Source organism: Lysinibacillus sphaericus (assembly GCF_006864135.1).
Classification (GTDB): Bacteria; Bacillota; Bacilli; order Bacillales_A; family Planococcaceae; genus Lysinibacillus.
Window position 1 is genome coordinate 129,179 of record NZ_SADV01000001.1, and the last position, 15,699, is coordinate 144,877.

At 35.5% G+C, this 15,699-nt stretch carries 14 protein-coding genes and 3 pseudogenes; 10 read left to right on the forward strand and 7 right to left on the reverse strand.

Annotation, left to right across the window (positions count from 1 at the left end; translation table 11 throughout):
* Nucleotides 1-95: 95 nt before the first annotated feature.
* The gene (locus C7Y47_RS00590; protein WP_142506990.1) at nt 96-800 is read right to left on the reverse strand and encodes a YjjG family noncanonical pyrimidine nucleotidase; all 705 of its coding nucleotides are present in this window, start codon (nt 798-800) and stop codon (nt 96-98) included.
* A 348-nt stretch (nt 801-1,148) separates the two neighbouring features.
* Here C7Y47_RS00590 and yfkAB point away from each other — a divergent pair, with 348 nt between their 5' ends.
* Nucleotides 1,149-2,261 carry a radical SAM/CxCxxxxC motif protein YfkAB gene (gene yfkAB / locus C7Y47_RS00595; protein WP_142506991.1) on the forward strand — a complete coding sequence of 371 codons (1,113 nt, stop codon included), beginning with the start codon at nt 1,149-1,151 and terminating at the stop codon, nt 2,259-2,261.
* 320 nt (nt 2,262-2,581) lie between these two features.
* Here the strand turns inward: yfkAB and C7Y47_RS00600 are convergent, their stop codons facing one another.
* From C7Y47_RS00600 to C7Y47_RS00610, 3 genes are all read right to left on the reverse strand, one after another.
* A complete protein-coding gene (locus C7Y47_RS00600; protein WP_142506992.1) occupies nt 2,582-2,761 on the reverse strand; it encodes a hypothetical protein in 180 nt (59 codons plus the stop codon).
* Between the two features lie 325 nt (nt 2,762-3,086).
* Complete coding sequence (locus C7Y47_RS00605) at nt 3,087-4,094, reverse strand: LLM class flavin-dependent oxidoreductase (RefSeq protein ID WP_142506993.1); 1,008 nt, start codon at nt 4,092-4,094, stop codon at nt 3,087-3,089.
* Between the two features lie 73 nt (nt 4,095-4,167).
* A complete protein-coding gene (locus tag C7Y47_RS00610) occupies nt 4,168-4,593 on the reverse strand; it encodes a hypothetical protein (RefSeq protein WP_142506994.1) in 426 nt (141 codons plus the stop codon).
* 216 nt (nt 4,594-4,809) lie between these two features.
* Here C7Y47_RS00610 and C7Y47_RS00615 point away from each other — a divergent pair, with 216 nt between their 5' ends.
* The 3 genes and pseudogenes from C7Y47_RS00615 to C7Y47_RS00625 form a co-directional block, all read left to right on the forward strand.
* On the forward strand, nt 4,810-5,577 hold the full coding sequence (locus C7Y47_RS00615; RefSeq protein WP_142506995.1) for a TSUP family transporter: 768 nt from the start codon (nt 4,810-4,812) through the stop codon (nt 5,575-5,577).
* Between the two features lie 120 nt (nt 5,578-5,697).
* Nucleotides 5,698-6,203: pseudogene (locus tag C7Y47_RS00620) on the forward strand (IS66 family transposase); the annotation flags it as partial.
* 81 nt (nt 6,204-6,284) lie between these two features.
* A pseudogene (locus C7Y47_RS00625) lies at nt 6,285-6,572 on the forward strand (DDE-type integrase/transposase/recombinase); the annotation flags it as partial.
* Between the two features lie 205 nt (nt 6,573-6,777).
* On the opposite strand, the gene C7Y47_RS00630 reads toward C7Y47_RS00625, so the two are convergent.
* Nucleotides 6,778-7,674: a DegV family protein gene (locus tag C7Y47_RS00630; RefSeq protein WP_142506997.1), complete on the reverse strand. Its 897-nt coding sequence runs from the start codon at nt 7,672-7,674 to the stop codon at nt 6,778-6,780.
* A gap of 167 nt (nt 7,675-7,841) precedes the next feature.
* On the opposite strand from C7Y47_RS00630, the pseudogene C7Y47_RS25340 reads away from it, so the two are divergent.
* Nucleotides 7,842-8,430 (forward strand): annotated as a pseudogene (locus C7Y47_RS25340) (IS66 family transposase); the annotation flags it as partial.
* A gap of 227 nt (nt 8,431-8,657) precedes the next feature.
* Here C7Y47_RS25340 and C7Y47_RS00645 read toward each other — a convergent pair.
* A complete protein-coding gene (locus C7Y47_RS00645) occupies nt 8,658-9,341 on the reverse strand; it encodes a YqeB family protein (RefSeq protein WP_255504952.1) in 684 nt (227 codons plus the stop codon).
* A gap of 43 nt (nt 9,342-9,384) precedes the next feature.
* A complete protein-coding gene (locus tag C7Y47_RS24775) occupies nt 9,385-9,546 on the reverse strand; it encodes a hypothetical protein (protein ID WP_185903358.1) in 162 nt (53 codons plus the stop codon).
* 292 nt (nt 9,547-9,838) lie between these two features.
* Between C7Y47_RS24775 and C7Y47_RS00650 the strand changes: the two genes are divergently transcribed.
* The 5 genes from C7Y47_RS00650 to C7Y47_RS00670 all read left to right on the forward strand — a co-directional run bounded on the left by C7Y47_RS00650 (nt 9,839) and on the right by C7Y47_RS00670 (nt 15,457).
* A complete protein-coding gene (locus C7Y47_RS00650) occupies nt 9,839-10,357 on the forward strand; it encodes a sigma-70 family RNA polymerase sigma factor (RefSeq protein WP_142506998.1) in 519 nt (172 codons plus the stop codon).
* Nucleotides 10,350-11,231 (forward strand): DUF3298 and DUF4163 domain-containing protein, encoded by an 882-nt coding sequence (locus C7Y47_RS00655; RefSeq protein WP_142506999.1) that lies wholly within the window; start codon nt 10,350-10,352, stop codon nt 11,229-11,231. The genes C7Y47_RS00650 and C7Y47_RS00655 overlap by 8 nt, the downstream gene beginning before the upstream one ends.
* A 484-nt stretch (nt 11,232-11,715) precedes the next feature.
* Entirely contained in the window at nt 11,716-12,840 is a 1,125-nt protein-coding gene (locus C7Y47_RS00660) for an endospore germination permease (protein ID WP_142507000.1), read from the forward strand.
* Nucleotides 12,840-14,300 (forward strand): spore germination protein, encoded by a 1,461-nt coding sequence (locus C7Y47_RS00665; RefSeq protein ID WP_142507001.1) that lies wholly within the window; start codon nt 12,840-12,842, stop codon nt 14,298-14,300. Before C7Y47_RS00660 ends, C7Y47_RS00665 begins: the two co-directional genes overlap by 1 nt.
* A complete protein-coding gene (locus C7Y47_RS00670) occupies nt 14,297-15,457 on the forward strand; it encodes a Ger(x)C family spore germination protein (protein WP_142507002.1) in 1,161 nt (386 codons plus the stop codon). Before C7Y47_RS00665 ends, C7Y47_RS00670 begins: the two co-directional genes overlap by 4 nt.
* The last annotated feature ends 242 nt before the right edge of the window (nt 15,458-15,699 follow it).

The window sequence follows — 15,699 nt, forward strand, 5'->3', positions numbered from 1 at the left end:
TAAACATAGTATTTTTAAAAAATTGTTCTATCCAAAAAACTAAACTTCAATTGTTCGAGCTTACGAACAGTTGAAAGCGTAGTATAAATATTTACCTAAAAAATCGCCACTTTGTTATCTAACAACAAGTGTAAATCATGAAGCTTTTTAATTTCATATTGTGGTTCAATATCGCTTGTATTTTCTATATCACGTATATTAAACCAGCATGTATCAATTCCAGCTTGTAGTCCTCCTTTAACATCAGATGTTAAGGAATCACCAATAATCAAGGTTTTATCTTTATTTATATTATCGATACGTTCAAAAACATAATCGAAAAAAGCGGGCATTGGTTTTTGATAGCCTGTTTGCTCCGAGATAAAAATACCTTTGAAAAATTGTGCTAAATTTGCATCCTCTAGTCGTTTATTTTGGGTAATTGTTTTACCATTTGAAACGACATATAACGCATAGTTATCTGCAAGCTGTTCAATTACCTCGTAGGCACCGTCTACATAATGATGTGCCTCTTTCAAAAATTTTTGAAAAATCGCCTCAAAATGCTCTCCATCTACATCTAAGCCGAATTCCTTAAAAGCAATTGAAAATCGAGTGTTATGTAGTGCTTCTTTAGACACCTCACCACGTTCAAAAGCACGCCACATAGATTCATTAATCTCTTTATAACGAGCAATCATCGTTGGAGTTACTGCAATATTTTCCTGTTTAAATAAACGGTCAAGTGCTGCATTTTCAGCTAAGTCAAAATCTAATAATGTGTCATCCACGTCAAACAATAATGTTTCATACTTAGTCATGTCATTCCCTACTTTCTTTGGTGCTGTATTACCATTTCACTCCTTCTATCATATCGTTTTTTGAGAAAAATAACAGTAAATCTATCTATTACCCTATTTTACAGAATTTTAGGAAATCTTATAGCCGCTAATCCGATCCGTCGACATGGGATTGCCTTCCGTCGATGCCTGAGTTCTTTCCGTCGGTTGGCTCTACCTTTCCGTCAAAAGTAAGTTGTTAAAAGTTTTCCCTTCATTGAGTAAGAAAAATGATCATCTTGCCAAAAAATAGCCCTTTCGATAATTTCATATTTGAAAATAACAGCGAATATGAGACAATAGAATGCTAGAAAGGAAGATGTACCAATTATGAAGACCCTACAAAAAATTACGCCGGCCTTTGATCCATGGGAAGCGTATTTAGATGTTGAACAACATGGGCATATGACCCTATCTAATATTGAATTCACAACAACGACTCTTTGTAATATGCGCTGTGCACACTGCGCTGTTGGCTATACATTACAAACGAAAGATCCAGAAGCTTTACCAATTGAACTAATTATAAAGCGTCTGGATGAAATTCCACACCTTAAAACAATCTCAATCACTGGTGGAGAACCGATGATGTCTAAGAAATCCGTTCAAAACTATGTATTGCCTTTATTGAAATATGCGCATGAACGTGGTGTCCGAACACAAATTAACTCCAACCTAACATTGGAACCAGAACGTTATTTACTGATTGCACCGTATTTAGATGTGCTACATATTTCACATAACTGGGGTACTATCGATGAATTCGTCGAAACAGGCTTTGCCATGATGGAGCGAAAACCAACTTATGAACAGCGTGCAGCTTTGTTCCAACGCATGATTGATAACTCAAAAATGCTAGCAGAACACGGTGTAATGGTATCAGCGGAAACTATGTTAAACAAAAAAACTTTACCTTACTTAGAGCATATCCATAACCAAATCATCAACGAAATGAAATGTGCACGCCACGAGGTGCATCCGATGTACCCTTCAGATTTTGCTAGTGCCCTTACGTCTTTATCACTTGAAGAAACGCGTGAGGCGATTCATCATCTACTTGATATTCGAGATAAAAACACTTGGATGCTATTTGGTACGCTACCTTTCTATCCATGTAGTATGAATGAAGAAGATCAAAAGCTTCTAAAACGACTGAGAGAAGAAAAAAACGTGACGATGCGTAATGATCCAGATGGACGCTCTCGCTTAAATGTCAATATCTTTACAGGTGATGTCATTGTAACAGACTTTGGCGACACACCTGCGCTAGGCAATATTGTGAACGACGAGTTACCAGTGATTTTCGATAAATGGATGGCAACAGATTTAGCAAAATCACTAAACTGTCACTGTCCAGCAGTAAAATGCTTAGGCCCTAACGTTCTTGTTCAAAATATGTATTATAAAGATACGAAATTTGTTAGTGGGTCTGTTAGAGTTTAAAACGGAAAATGTCCAATGCAAATGTATGCATTGGACATTTTTTATAAGATTTATATTACTTTTACCTTAACAATAAAACACTAATAAATGTCCGAGCATCAGGTAGCTTCTTGCGAAAAAGTGATAGATAGAAAAATTATCTATACTTTTACTACTTTAGTATGTAAGATCAATTTCTATGGCTAATACTTTCACCATTCGATCGATAGGGGTCATTCAAAAATACTTATATCTGAGATGAATTCAGACTTTTGATTCTTTCAATCTCTTCTCTCGATAAGCCTAATAAATTCATTATTTCTTCAAATGGCTCATGCCGTTTAAGTAATTTTTTCACTAACTGTATTCGCTCTTGTTCCGACCTTGTTCATATCCTTGTTCTCTTCCCTTATTGATTCCATCAATGTAGCGGGAGCGGGCTTCTTCATATACTTTAACCGTGACTGGTAACTGGTTTCTTCCCAAGTATCAAATGCTGCACGTAAGTTTTCATCTTTCATAAGCTAACGCCTCCAATTCACGATATATCTCTACATATACTTTCTTATTGCGACCATCGACCATACCAAGTAATAACAACCATCGATTAATGTCATCAAGAGCATCCATAAGTTTATATCAAAAAAGCGATGTTCCCGTACTGAACATCGCTTCTTTTTTGTTATTTTTCACAAAACTGCTTATATTTCTACCACCACAAGAATTCAACTCTATTTTTCTTGATAATTTGTTGTACGGCCTTTTTTCAAGATTCATAGATTTTTTCGCTAGCATAATCAAAGCTACTCTTGTTGATTAGAAGGTTTTACGTAAGTACTCCCGCGGCTAAAGCTGTGTGGTTCTTAACAATTCCTTCGCAATTAGCGTATAAGTATTCATGCGACTTTCTAGTGCATATTGATTGCAGTTTAGCATCACTTCGTCAAATCCATAAAGCTCTTGCTCTGCTACTAAAAATTCAGCGACTTCTTTCGGTGTTCCGACAAGATTGGCTTTTCGATTATTGGCAATTGTCATTTTATCCAACTCCGTAAGTGGATAATCCTTTGCTTCCTCGGGTGACATCGCTTGAATGATTTGTCCCTTCATGAGATGGAGACGTGTAATATCAATCGGTTTCGCCAAATATTCCGCTTCCTCTAACGTATCTGCAACTGTCGCAGCATAAGTAACGATAATTTGTGGCTTCTCCATATAATAGGAAGGTATAAAGTAATCTCTATACGTATCAAATATATCCTTTGATATATTGCCAGTAAAAAATTGTGCATATGAATAACCTACACCTAATCGACCTGCCTGCATAGCGCTTTGACCACTTGATCCAAGTAACCAAGCTTCAGGTAATTGGATATTCACTGGTGCCGCAATTACTTGATCATAGACATCTTCCCCTGTTTTTTGATTATTCATCAGTTTTAATATTATTTCGAGCTTATCGTATTGCTCTGTAAATCGTTGTCTCCGTCCCTCTGCTAGTGCATAAATAGAGGCATGATCACCACCAGGGGCTCTGCCGACGCCGAAATCAATACGATTTGGCGCCAAGCCACTTAATGTTTTAAAAACCTCGGCCAACTTATATGGTGAATAGTGCATCATCATAACGCCTCCAGTACCGATTCGAAGACGTTTTGTTTTTGCTGCTAAGAAAGCAGCTGTAACTTCGGGAGCTGAACTTGCCAGTGAATGACTATTATGGTGCTCTGCTAACCACATACGATGATAGCCAAGCTCTTCACCTAAAAGCGCTATTTGTTCTGTACGCTGAAAGGCTTCCTCAGCAGTATGATCTTTTGGAATAGGCATTTGATCTAAAATACTTAATTTCATTAAAAACACCCTCTCTGTCTAAACACTCCCCTCTACTGTAATATAGGAATATCTTTTTACAAAGCAAAAGACCTTACTCATAGGCTAGCCGCTTTGAATGCCATGTTTCATAAACCATACCAATAAGCAACCGGGTTTGTACGGGACTCAATACGACATCATTAAATTTCATTGCGTAAGCAGTAAATTTCTTTGTTTGTTCATCCACTACGAATTGTAAAATGGCATGCCCTTTCTCACCTTCAAATGTAATATCACCTGATAATTCGACAACATGCTCACCTGTTTTTGCTTGGTAATACCGCCAATACGGTTCAAAAAATGCGTAATTAAATGCATTACGAACAGATACATCTGAAAAATTCCTCAAATATCCTTCTTTTACTGTATCGATATATTCATTATCAGTTATATCTTTTTTGGCATTATATACATATCCGACAAGTAGCCCCATAAACACAACACAAATAAATACTCTTATATGATTCCCTAAACTCAAATGCTATCACGTCCCCTTTACGCAAAAAACATCATCATCTACATATCACATTAAAAAATACACACAAAGTAGAATATTTTTGTTTTTTTGTAGAATTTTAAAATATTTAAAAATATCTAATTGTCAAAATTAATAGAGAAATACAATTTAAGCTATTTACAGTCCTGTTTCATTTCGCTACTATCAAATTACTATTATAGAAAAGAGATGACCACCGTGCCTTTCGATTTAGATGTAAACATTTTACTCATTCTTATCTTTTTTGGCTTTCTAGCAGCATTTATTGATTCTGTTGTAGGAGGCGGCGGACTTATTTCATTACCCGCACTTATGTTTGTTGGTCTTCCACCATCTGCAGCCGTGGCTACCAATAAATTAGCGGGCACTATGGGGTCATTAACGAGCACCATAACATTTTATCGCTCTGGAAAATTGGATATTAAAGCCGTTTATAAATTGTTCCCATTCGTTTTTATTGGTTCCATGATTGGTGCATGGATTGTCCATCTTATGGACCCAAGCGTTCTAAAGCCGCTAATGCTTGTCATGCTAGCAGCTGTGGCTATTTATACTATTTTCAAAAAAGACTGGGGTAGCGTTTCTACCTATAAAAAATTGACGCCTAAACGTTACACATTTTTCGTAGTGATCATTACCTTAATTGGCTTCTATGATGGCTTTTTAGGGCCAGGGACAGGCTCGTTTCTACTGTTTGCCTTTTTAATAGTTGGCTTTGACTTTTTAAAATCAGCAGGCAATGCAAAGTTTTTGAATTTCGGAAGTAATATCGCCGCCCTTCTTATGTTTATATACTTAGGGCAAATAAATTATGCCTATGGTTTACCAATGGGTCTTGCGCAAATTGCTGGCGCTATTGTTGGTTCTAAATTTGCCATTAAACGTGGAAGCGGATATGTACGTAATTTATTTATCGTTGTGACAATTCTATTACTTTTAAAAAATACATATGACTATTTTTCATGATTCTTAGTAAGCCCGTAATCAAATAACGCATATAAATAACCAGGCATCTCCGGTACGATAAATGTATCAATTAGAGGAGGTGCTTCTTTATGTCAACTACCAAACTAACAATTGTCCCTCGGGCAAATTGGCGTGGATTACTGTGATCAACTGTATCACCTAGAACGTCAATTCAAGCATCTTTCACCAGGTAAACGCCGAAAATCACGGCAAAAACATTCAAAGCCGATTGTAGAGAAATTCTTAAAATGGGTGGATGAATCACCTTTCTTCGGAAAAAATGCCTTAGCCAAAGTTGCGGAATACACATTAAATCGTGTACATGGATTAAAAGCTTTTCTGTTCGACGGTAGGATTGAAATCGATAATAATCCGGTTGAAAATGCGATTCGTCCAAATGTGATTGGTCGTAAGAACTGGCTTTTCTCTGTTAGTGAAGCAGGCGCTAAAGCGAATGCCATCTGTTTAAGTTTGGCTGAAACGGCAAAAGCAAACGGCATCGATTTCTATCAATACCTAGTGACGTTAATGACAGAATTGCCAAATTTACCGATTCACCAGCAGCCAGAGATTTTAAATAATTACATGCCTTGGTCGAAAAAATCCAAGCCACATGTACAAACTAGCCATCTATCCGAAAAAAATTAGGATAGATCGCCATTCGTCGTGTGTACCGAAAAGGTGCGCTTTTTTATATTTTGGGCTTACTCTATATCGGAGAAAGTGTAGCGCAAACAATTGATTCTACACAAGATACGTCATTCGTTTTGGATATTTTATATCAATTACCTGATTTACCGCAAGGCTGCATCTTGCATAGCGATCAAGGTTCTGTGTACACATCATATGCGTATCAAAAATCAGTCAAAGAAAAAGGAATTACCATAAGCATGTCCCGCAAAGGCACACCCACTGATAATTCCCCAATTGAAACGTTCTATCTCGACGGAATCTACCGCACGACAAATGCGCATATGATTCAAATCGTCGAAGACTAAATTACCTATAATAACAATATCCCTATTCAAACAAAATTTAACAGCCAGTCCCCCATACCTGAATGAAAACACTGCTATCATTCAAAAATAACGTTACATCTGCCAGTTTACTTAAGCTAAAATGCTCTCTGACTGTATAATAGTTGGTTTATAGGAATTTCGCAACTTCATGTACCTACAATAATTTAGATTACAATTATGTTTATATAGTAACTAATTCAGCTTTCTTTTTCTTAAGTGGTGCAAACTCTGTTAGACGTACCCAACTTAAACCAAGCGTTCCTTCACCTGCATGAACCGCTACACAAGCACTTAGTGGTAATACGGAGAAGTTTATGTACGGATATTCGTTCTCTAAAGCTTTTTTCCAAGCGGTTGCGCCTTCTTCATCATTACAGTGAATAATTGCAACTTCAGGGATAATACTTTTTTCTAGATCTGTATTTAAAACATTTTGTACATATGTTTTAGCTCTAGTCGTAGCGCGTACTTTTTCTTTCATAACGGGCTTTCCATCTTCAAATGATATGACAACTTTAATATTCAACAAGTTACTTAAAAATGCTTGAGTCCCTGAAACTCGACCACTTTTATGTAATTGTGATAAGTTAGCCGGAATAAATGAAAGCTCACTGTTATCTGCCATCTCATTGATTCTTTCAACAATATAGCCAGGTTCAAAACCTTCACGCTCTAACTGCTGACCGAGTTTAATCATTTTCATCATCGGAAATGACCCGATTTTTGAATCCACTGGATATACTTCAAATTCAGCTTGACCAGCTGCTGTGAAAGTGCTTTGATAAGTGCCCGAAAGATGTTGAGAGGTATGAATTGCAATTGCACATGTATACCCTTGTTCTTTTAATGATTTATATAAGTCTACAACTTCACCAATAGCAGGTTGTGATGTCTTTGGATTTTTTTTAGCATTTCGTAGCTTTTCGTAAAACTGATCATGTGTCATATCAACAGTTTCGCGTAAAGCCCCTTCTTCGAACACTATATTAAGTGGTAATACGTGAATTTGATTGTCCTGTATGAACTTTTCATCTAACAATGCTGCTGTATCTGTAACCCATGCAATTTTCTTTCCCATTTAAAAGTAATCCCCTTCATCTATCGTAGAATATTATTCATTTTATCTTATGCAACTATACACAGATAAGATCATCATGAGTAGTGATATTTATAATACTGTATTTATTTTTTTACAATCTTCGACATTATTTCGACAATAATTGCGATAAAAATAGCATTTTATAAGCATACGGTAAGCTATCTAATATTTCATTCGCTAATTGTTGGGCGCATATACGACATTATTGGCTGAAAGCCGATAGCAAAAATGGGAAAATCGGCTTGGATTACTGTGATCAACTGTATCGCTTAGAACGGCAATATAAGCATCTCTCACCAGGAAAGCGTCGTAAAGCACAGCAAAAGCAATCAAAACCGATTGTCGAAAAGTTTCAGGAATGGGTAGATAAATCGCCTTTCTTCGGAAAAAACACCTTGGAAAAAGTTCCCGAAAACACATTAAATCGTGTACATGGGTTAAAAGTTTCTCTGTTCGATGGTCGGATTGGAATTGATAATAATCCAGCTGAAAATCCGATTCGTCCTAATGTGATTGGCCGAAAGAACTGGCGTTTTTCTGTGAGCGAAGCTGGTGCTAAAGCGAATGCACTGCTTGAGTCTGGCTGAAACAGCAAAAGCGAATGGTATTGATTTCTATCAATATTTAGTTAAACTAATGATGGAGCTGCCGAATTTACCGATCCATCAGCAACCCCAAATTTTAAATAAATACATGCCTTGGTCGAAAAATATCCAAGCCACATGTGCAAAATAGCCATCTATTCGAAAAAAATTTCAGATAGATGGACATTCGTAGTGCGGTCCGGAAAGATGCGCATATTTTTTATATTTCGGGCTTACATTCTTTATATCTTTAAAAACGAAATAAAGCGGTGCAATTATATTAATTGCACCGCTTATTGGTTTTGTATATATATTGTTTTACAATGGTCAATTCTCAATTTTTGAATAGGCCATTTACTCTTCACTTTTCTTTGTCGTTTATCGATAATATTGACTTTTATTTTTTTCTTTTACAGATACTCTTAGCTTCCAAAGCTCTTTAGCTAACTGAAATACTTCTTCATCATTCCCATCTTCAATCGCTACTTTTCTTGCTTTTAATAGAGCATTTGCAGCAGGTGATAGATCAGGACAATCCTGCACCCATTTTTTATAATCTTCTATAAAAGGTGCTGTATCACTCCATACATAATTATGTTTTAAAAAAGCAGCACCAACTGTATTTCTATTAAGCTCTTGTTTATATCGAAACAGCTCTTTCTCATCGTTACCTAATAATACTATTTGCTTTCCATCTATAAATACAAGTGAAATATCTTCCTTTTTTAAGATAGTTTCATCATCTCTAAGTTTTAACATAACTTTCTCATCATAAATAGTCATTTCTAAGCTTTCATGAAAAGAAAATAATGTCACCATAATTCCCGCAAACAATCCAAGAACCATTGTGATAAAACCTACCCATGCTCCATTATAAGATGCAATTAGATTTAAAGGCCCTTGAAAGGGTACCCATGGTAAAGTAATAGCCCATTTAGCAATACTCGGAAGAAACCAACCAAGCACTAAACCGAGAAGTGGGAAACCAAGCCACAAGATCACTTTATCGGCTTTGGAAAAATTCAACAATGTATAATTATTATCCAAACTTTTATTCATCATTTCACCTTTATTTACTTAATATTAGGTAAATAATAACACTAGATTAATATACTGTCAAAATAATTAATTTTATTCTACTCGTATTACTCCCTGTATAGATTTGGCATTCTCCTAGAAACCCATCAACAGTTATTTCAATAATTTCAGAAGCTCTACTTCCTGCTTCAAATAAAGACTGCTCAACGACACTTCCAATTACACCCAACTCATTTTTTCCCCTTTCTAAGTAATAGCAAAAGGTTTATAATTTGCTATGATTTTTCTCCAAATTAAAATGGACGGTAAAGTGAAACTTTAATCTGCGGAGGTTTTCTTCATTCCCACTGATTGTTAGTCTTCACTATTGGCTATTAACTAATGCTAGATAAATTACTAATTATTTTCTTTGATGTTAAAAAAATAAGATAAATTTTTTTATACTATCAACTTTTTTTCCCCTTTCACACGTCTAGTAGATGTATACAATTTGAAAATGTTATAAAGGAGCTTCTTTGGACATGAAAACAAGAAATGCATTTCAACATGAAGAGGTGTTTGTCCAGTTAATTCGTGAACAGAAAGAGCGTTTTTATTTGCTCGCGTATAGCTATACGAAAAATGAACAGGACGCACTTGATGTCGTACAAGACAGTATTCAAAAAGCAATGCTTTCTCTAGATCGACTAGAAAATGTCGAGTATATGAAAAGCTGGTTTTACAAAATCGTCGTACGTACATCTATAGATTTTTTACGTAAGCATAAACGCTTACAAGTAACAGATGATGATACATTGCAATATTTAACAACTGCGCAAGAGGATGTCTACGAAAACGTTGATTTAGAGCATGCGTTAGAAGACTTACCCGTAATGTACCGTGAAGTTGTTATTTTACATTATTTCGAAGATTTAAAACTCGCTGATGTTGCAAATATTCTTAACATTAAGCTGAGTACTGCTAAATCACGTCTTTATAAAGCGCTAAAACTATTGAAAATACAGTTGGAAGATGTGAAGGGAGAAACAGCACATGGATGAAAAATTAAAAGAATTAGAAAAACAATATAATGAGGTATCTATTCCAAAGGAGCTTGATTTTGTGGTTGAAAACGCATTAAAACAAGGTAAAAAGAACAGAAAAAAAAGAGCACCACAATGGTTACTTGGATCTGCGGCAGCTGCAATGCTTTTTACAGCTGGTTTAAATGTCAGTCCTGCAATGGCACGAACACTTTCAGATATTCCTGTTGTTGGCAGTGTCGTAAAAGTCTTAACTTGGACTGAATATGAAGTAAAAGAAGAGACATACGATGCAAACATTAAAGTACCTTCTATTGAAAACTTAGAAAATAAAGATCTTGCTAATGCTTTAAATGAGAAATACCGTTCAGAAGGTAAAGCTCTTTATAATGACTTTATTGCCGAAGTTGGTGATTTAAAGGCTAACGGTGGCGGCCATTTAGGTGTAGATAGTGGCTACGACGTAAAAACAGATAATGACCAAATCTTGTCGATTGGTCGTTACACTGTCAATACAGTAGGATCCTCTTCTACAACGATGCACTACGATACGATTGATAAACAAAATGAAATTTTAATTACACTGCCAATGCTATTTAAAGACGATAATTATATTAAAACGATCAGCGATAACATTATCGAACAGATGCGCCAACAAGCCGCTTCCGACTCAGATAAAGTATACTGGGTAAAAGGTGCAGGGCATGAAGAGGTTACGGACAACTTTACAGCTATTAAAGCAGACCAGCAATTTTATATTTCTAATAAAGGGAAACTTGTGATTTCCTTTGATAAATATGAAGTGGCACCAGGCTATATGGGTGTAGTAGAATTTGAAATCCCAACAGATGTCCTTAAAAAGGATCTTGTAAGCTCTAATTATATTCATTAATCATTTAATAAAGTGAAATTTTAATCCGTGGGGGTTTCTATACCCACGGATTATTAATTTTCACCAATCGGGCTTTTACGGGCAGTAAGTCTCCCACCTCACTTCTTAATGTGGGGAGACTTACTGCTCTTTAAAATTTAATTCTAAAAACGAGGTATTTGAACCGTCAATTACCTCGTTTTTTTCTATAAAAAATTTTTTCATGAGCTATAGCAATTATGCCTCGGCATAATTGCGTCCGGAATCGGCTTTAACTTCTTTCAGCGGATGTTTTTTGTACCGAAAGCGTAGCGACAGGTACAGATGTTTGGACACCCGCTATAAAATGACTTAAAACCGCTTTCACCTCACCACCTATAAAGGTTGGGGACTTTTGTAGCTGTAAGAAGATAAAATTCTCTTTTCAGAGTAGTTTGTCATACTTATAATCCCCTCACTTTTTGTCTAAGCTAAAATGTATCAATTAACGTTAGAGGGTTTTTATATGAAAGGTGTAGGATCGATTAGTATTTTACATGTTGTCTTCTTATCTATGACTGTTATTGGCTTAAAAAATCACGTGACAATTATTCCCCCACTACTCGACGTTGTAGGGAGAGATGGTTGGGCATCTGTATTAATGGCTACTGTTATTATATTCTTCTGGCTATTTCTTTTAGTTTATATTCAAAAAAAGACGAATCAAGAACCTATTAGAGACTGGTTAGATGGGAAAATCGGGAAAATAGGCTCTACTATTGTCATCTATATTATCGTTATTTATTTACTCATTTTAGCTGCTTTTACGATGGTTGAAACTTTGCAATGGGTAAATACAACGTTTTTACCTGAAACACCGGTCATTATATTATTACTCATTTATACGATTCTTTGTATTTTACTCGTTACAACTAGCTTACAAACCATTGTTATGTTAAATGTCTTTGTATTATTTGGTGTAGTAGTCTTTGGTTTTTTTGTAGCATTTACAAATATACAGGTAAAAGAATATGAGTTATTACGTCCATTTTTTGAGCATGGATTCCACCCCGTTATCAAAGGGATGGTTTACCCGGCATCAGGATTTATTGAATTAATCATACTGTTATTTTTACAGCACCAATTTAAAGAACGTCTTCGTTGGTATCATTTAGGCATCATACTTTTCATTTTAATGGGGCTTACTTTAGGTCCACTCCTTGGAGCAATTGCAGAATTTGGTCCTACCGAAGCCGCAAAGCAAAGATATCCTGCCTACGAGGAATGGGGACTAGTATCAATTGGTCGCTATATTGAGCATCTTGACTTTTTCTCAATATACCAATGGCTTACTGGTACATTTATACGAGTTAGCTTCCTCTTATATGTTATAGCGGATTTATTGAAAATGACTGGGGCCCCGAAGCAAATATGGAGAATGATAGCTCCACCCTTCTTTCTACTTTGTCTACCGCTAATTATTTTAAATGAAAACATATTTTTGAAGGTGAAAGGGAACTATATATTAACAGTGACTTTTATTTTCTTTTTTCTTCTGTCAATTTTTTTCGTACTAGTAGCGTTCTTTTCAGGTAAGTCTTCCCCAAAAAAGAAATCTGAAAAACAAGAGATGGAAAGTGGTGAATCATAATGCCTCAGCAGGAGAAGGCGATAGATCTAAACACCTTAAAAAAACTATTTCAAAAGTCAGCAGATATTCAATTTCAGGAATATACATTTAATCAAAAAAAGGTTCAATTCATTACCTGTGATGCAATGATAGACCAGCAAATGCTCAATGAAGTCATTATTCGGCGTGTTCAGTACCTTTATGACAATTTAGCTGATACAACCTTTGAAGATAATATTACGCAGCAACTTCATGTTCCGACTCTTCAAAAAATCAAAGATAAAGAAGAAGCCATTACCTTTGTATATACTGGTTTCCTACTGCTTTATTTTGAAGAGGAAGGACTTTTATATGCTAGTAATATTGCTAAAAAGCCTAATCGGAATCCTGAAGAAACGAGGATGGAAGTTCTCGTTAAGGGACCAAGGGATAACTTTATTGAAGACATCCGGGTCAACATTGCACTATTACGAAAACGTTTACCTACGAATTCTTTTTGTGTAGAAAAAATGGAGTTAGGCAAACGTTCGAAAACAAGCGTGGCTATTCTTTATTTTGATGATATTGTCGATATGGATATTTTACACGGAATTAAAAAGCAACTGACAGCTGTAGATACAGATATTGTCTTTAGTGGAGATATATTAATGGAGCGAATTAATAAAAACTCCAAACTTTTCCCAAAATTCGATTACACAGGACGACCCGATTATGCTATTCAGGCTTTAATTAGAGGACGCTTTCTTATTTTCGTCGATGGTGTAGCATATGGCGTCATCACACCGGTTAATTTATTTTTATTATTAAAATCCGCTGAGGATAATGAATATCCCATCGTTTTCAGTTCTATAGAACGACTGTTAAGGATCGTTGGCATTTTAATCGGTTTGCTATTGCCTGCATTTTGGCTCTCTTTGACGACCTATCATCAAAATCAACTACCATTCCAGCTTTTAGCAACCGTCGTCCAATCAAAAACAGGTTTACCTCTCCCTTCCTCTCTCGAAATGCTAATCATGCTACTTATGTTTGAATTGTTTCGAGAAGCCGGCTTACGTCTGCCTTCTGTTATTGGTGGTACGATAAGTGTAGTTGGAGGTTTAATTATTGGTGATGCAGCCATTCGCGCTGGTGTGACAAGTCCAGAAATGATTGTCGTTATAGCGATCTCTACAATTGCATCATTTACTCTTGTGAACCAATCTCTTGTCACAACCATCAGTATATTGCGTATTGCGTTCATTCTTGCCAGCGCTTTCTTTGGTTTATTTGGCTTTTTCATCTCACTTTACTTTACACTTCTTTACTTATGTAACATCCGAATTTACGGTTATTCTTACATGAATCTTGCAACAGATTTAAATTGGACAACTATTAAAAAATCGATCTTCCGCTTATCACCAAAAGGCTATGCCGAGCGTAATAAAGCACTTGCACCCCAAGATAACACTCGTACATCTAAAAGCAGGAAGAAGCAATGAAGAAAAAAATTATTATATTATCAAGCTTAGCTACTTCACTCCTTCTTTCAGGATGTTGGGATGTTTATGAAGCTCAAAGAATGTATTATGTAGATGGTCTTGGTATTGATTATAAAGATGGTCAGTATGTTATATACATGCAATTAATTAACTTCACCAATGTTGCAAAATTCGAGTATCCTAATCCTCAAAAAACAGTACAGGCTGAGGTTGGACACTCTAAAGGAAAAACAATGGAAGAAGCACTTTATAAATTATTTCAATCCGTCGACCAAAAAGTGTTTTGGGGGCATATGACATTTATAATTTTCTCCGAGGAAGCGATGAAAAATAAAAATGCCCTCTCCGTTATAGACACTGTATTGCGGTATAGGGAAACAAGGTATCAAATATGGACCTATTGTACACAAGATTCTATAAAAGACATCCTTCTTCTAACGCCGATTTTGAATACATCTCTTATATCATCAAAGCTTAGTACTCCTTTAGATACAGCTGATAAAGAAATATTCGTCGAGCCCGTTAATTTTCGAAATTTAGTTATTGGCTTAAATGAACCAAATCACGAAATTGGTATCCCTTATGTAACGATCAGTAAAAACTGGGAAACTGCAGAGCAACAAGGTCAGGAAACTGCCTTAACAGGGGTTGGGGTACTTTCTAAAAGTGGGTTTAAAGGCTTTATTAAGAATGATGCCGCAAGAGGCATGCAATGGATGCATAATAGAACGCACCGAGGTCAAATAACGTTTAAAATAGAGGGTGACGAAACAGATTATTTGACAGCAACATTGGAAAAAATAAAAGTAGATATTGAACCACTAGTTAAAAATGATCAAGTAACATTTGATGTCCATGTAAAAATAAATGCAATTTTAAATGGTTTTAAAACGAATATTTCAGAAGATAAAATAAGAAAAAAGATTATAAAAGAAGTGAAGAAAGAAATTCGAACAACGTATAAAGAAGCATTAACAAAAGATATTGATATTTATCGCCTTTCTGAACAGCTATACCGAAAAAATGTGAAAGTATGGAAAAAGATAGAGAAAGACGGGAAGATTCCATTAACACCTAGTTCTATTAGGAAATTAGAAATAGACGTTAACCAAGTAAATCCTGGCCGTAAAACATTTACGGGAACATTTAATGAGTAATCTAAAAATATCCCCTTAAATGTACATAACTATTTAAGAGGGTATTTTATTTTGGATTAAATATAAATAAGACTTTATTTATTCATTTTCACATTCCAATTTATCTTGCTATTCCCCAAGGAGTCACCCAGTCGTTACGAAGTTCAACATATGGCAATATGCTGCGATATTGTCGAAATAATTATTTTTACCACAAAAAAATTAACATATCTTCACATATTGATTTGCAATTGATGATCAGC

Bases quoted from the DNA above. Each gene is read 5' to 3' on its own strand.
- C7Y47_RS00590 (WP_142506990.1), bottom strand. From the start codon at position 800: ATGACTAAGTATGAAACATTATTGTTTGACGTGGATGACACATTATTA.
- C7Y47_RS00665 (WP_142507001.1), top strand. From the start codon at position 12,840: ATGCCTCAGCAGGAGAAGGCGATAGATCTAAACACCTTAAAAAAACTA.
- C7Y47_RS00630 (WP_142506997.1), bottom strand. From the start codon at position 7,674: ATGGGAAAGAAAATTGCATGGGTTACAGATACAGCAGCATTGTTAGAT.
- C7Y47_RS00660 (WP_142507000.1), top strand. From the start codon at position 11,716: ATGAAAGGTGTAGGATCGATTAGTATTTTACATGTTGTCTTCTTATCT.
- C7Y47_RS00655 (WP_142506999.1), top strand. From the start codon at position 10,350: ATGGATGAAAAATTAAAAGAATTAGAAAAACAATATAATGAGGTATCT.
- yfkAB (WP_142506991.1), top strand. From the start codon at position 1,149: ATGAAGACCCTACAAAAAATTACGCCGGCCTTTGATCCATGGGAAGCG.
- C7Y47_RS00600 (WP_142506992.1), bottom strand. From the start codon at position 2,761: ATGAAAGATGAAAACTTACGTGCAGCATTTGATACTTGGGAAGAAACC.
- C7Y47_RS00670 (WP_142507002.1), top strand. From the start codon at position 14,297: ATGAAGAAAAAAATTATTATATTATCAAGCTTAGCTACTTCACTCCTT.
- C7Y47_RS00650 (WP_142506998.1), top strand. From the start codon at position 9,839: ATGAAAACAAGAAATGCATTTCAACATGAAGAGGTGTTTGTCCAGTTA.
- C7Y47_RS00645 (WP_255504952.1), bottom strand. From the start codon at position 9,341: ATGATGAATAAAAGTTTGGATAATAATTATACATTGTTGAATTTTTCC.
- C7Y47_RS00605 (WP_142506993.1), bottom strand. From the start codon at position 4,094: ATGAAATTAAGTATTTTAGATCAAATGCCTATTCCAAAAGATCATACT.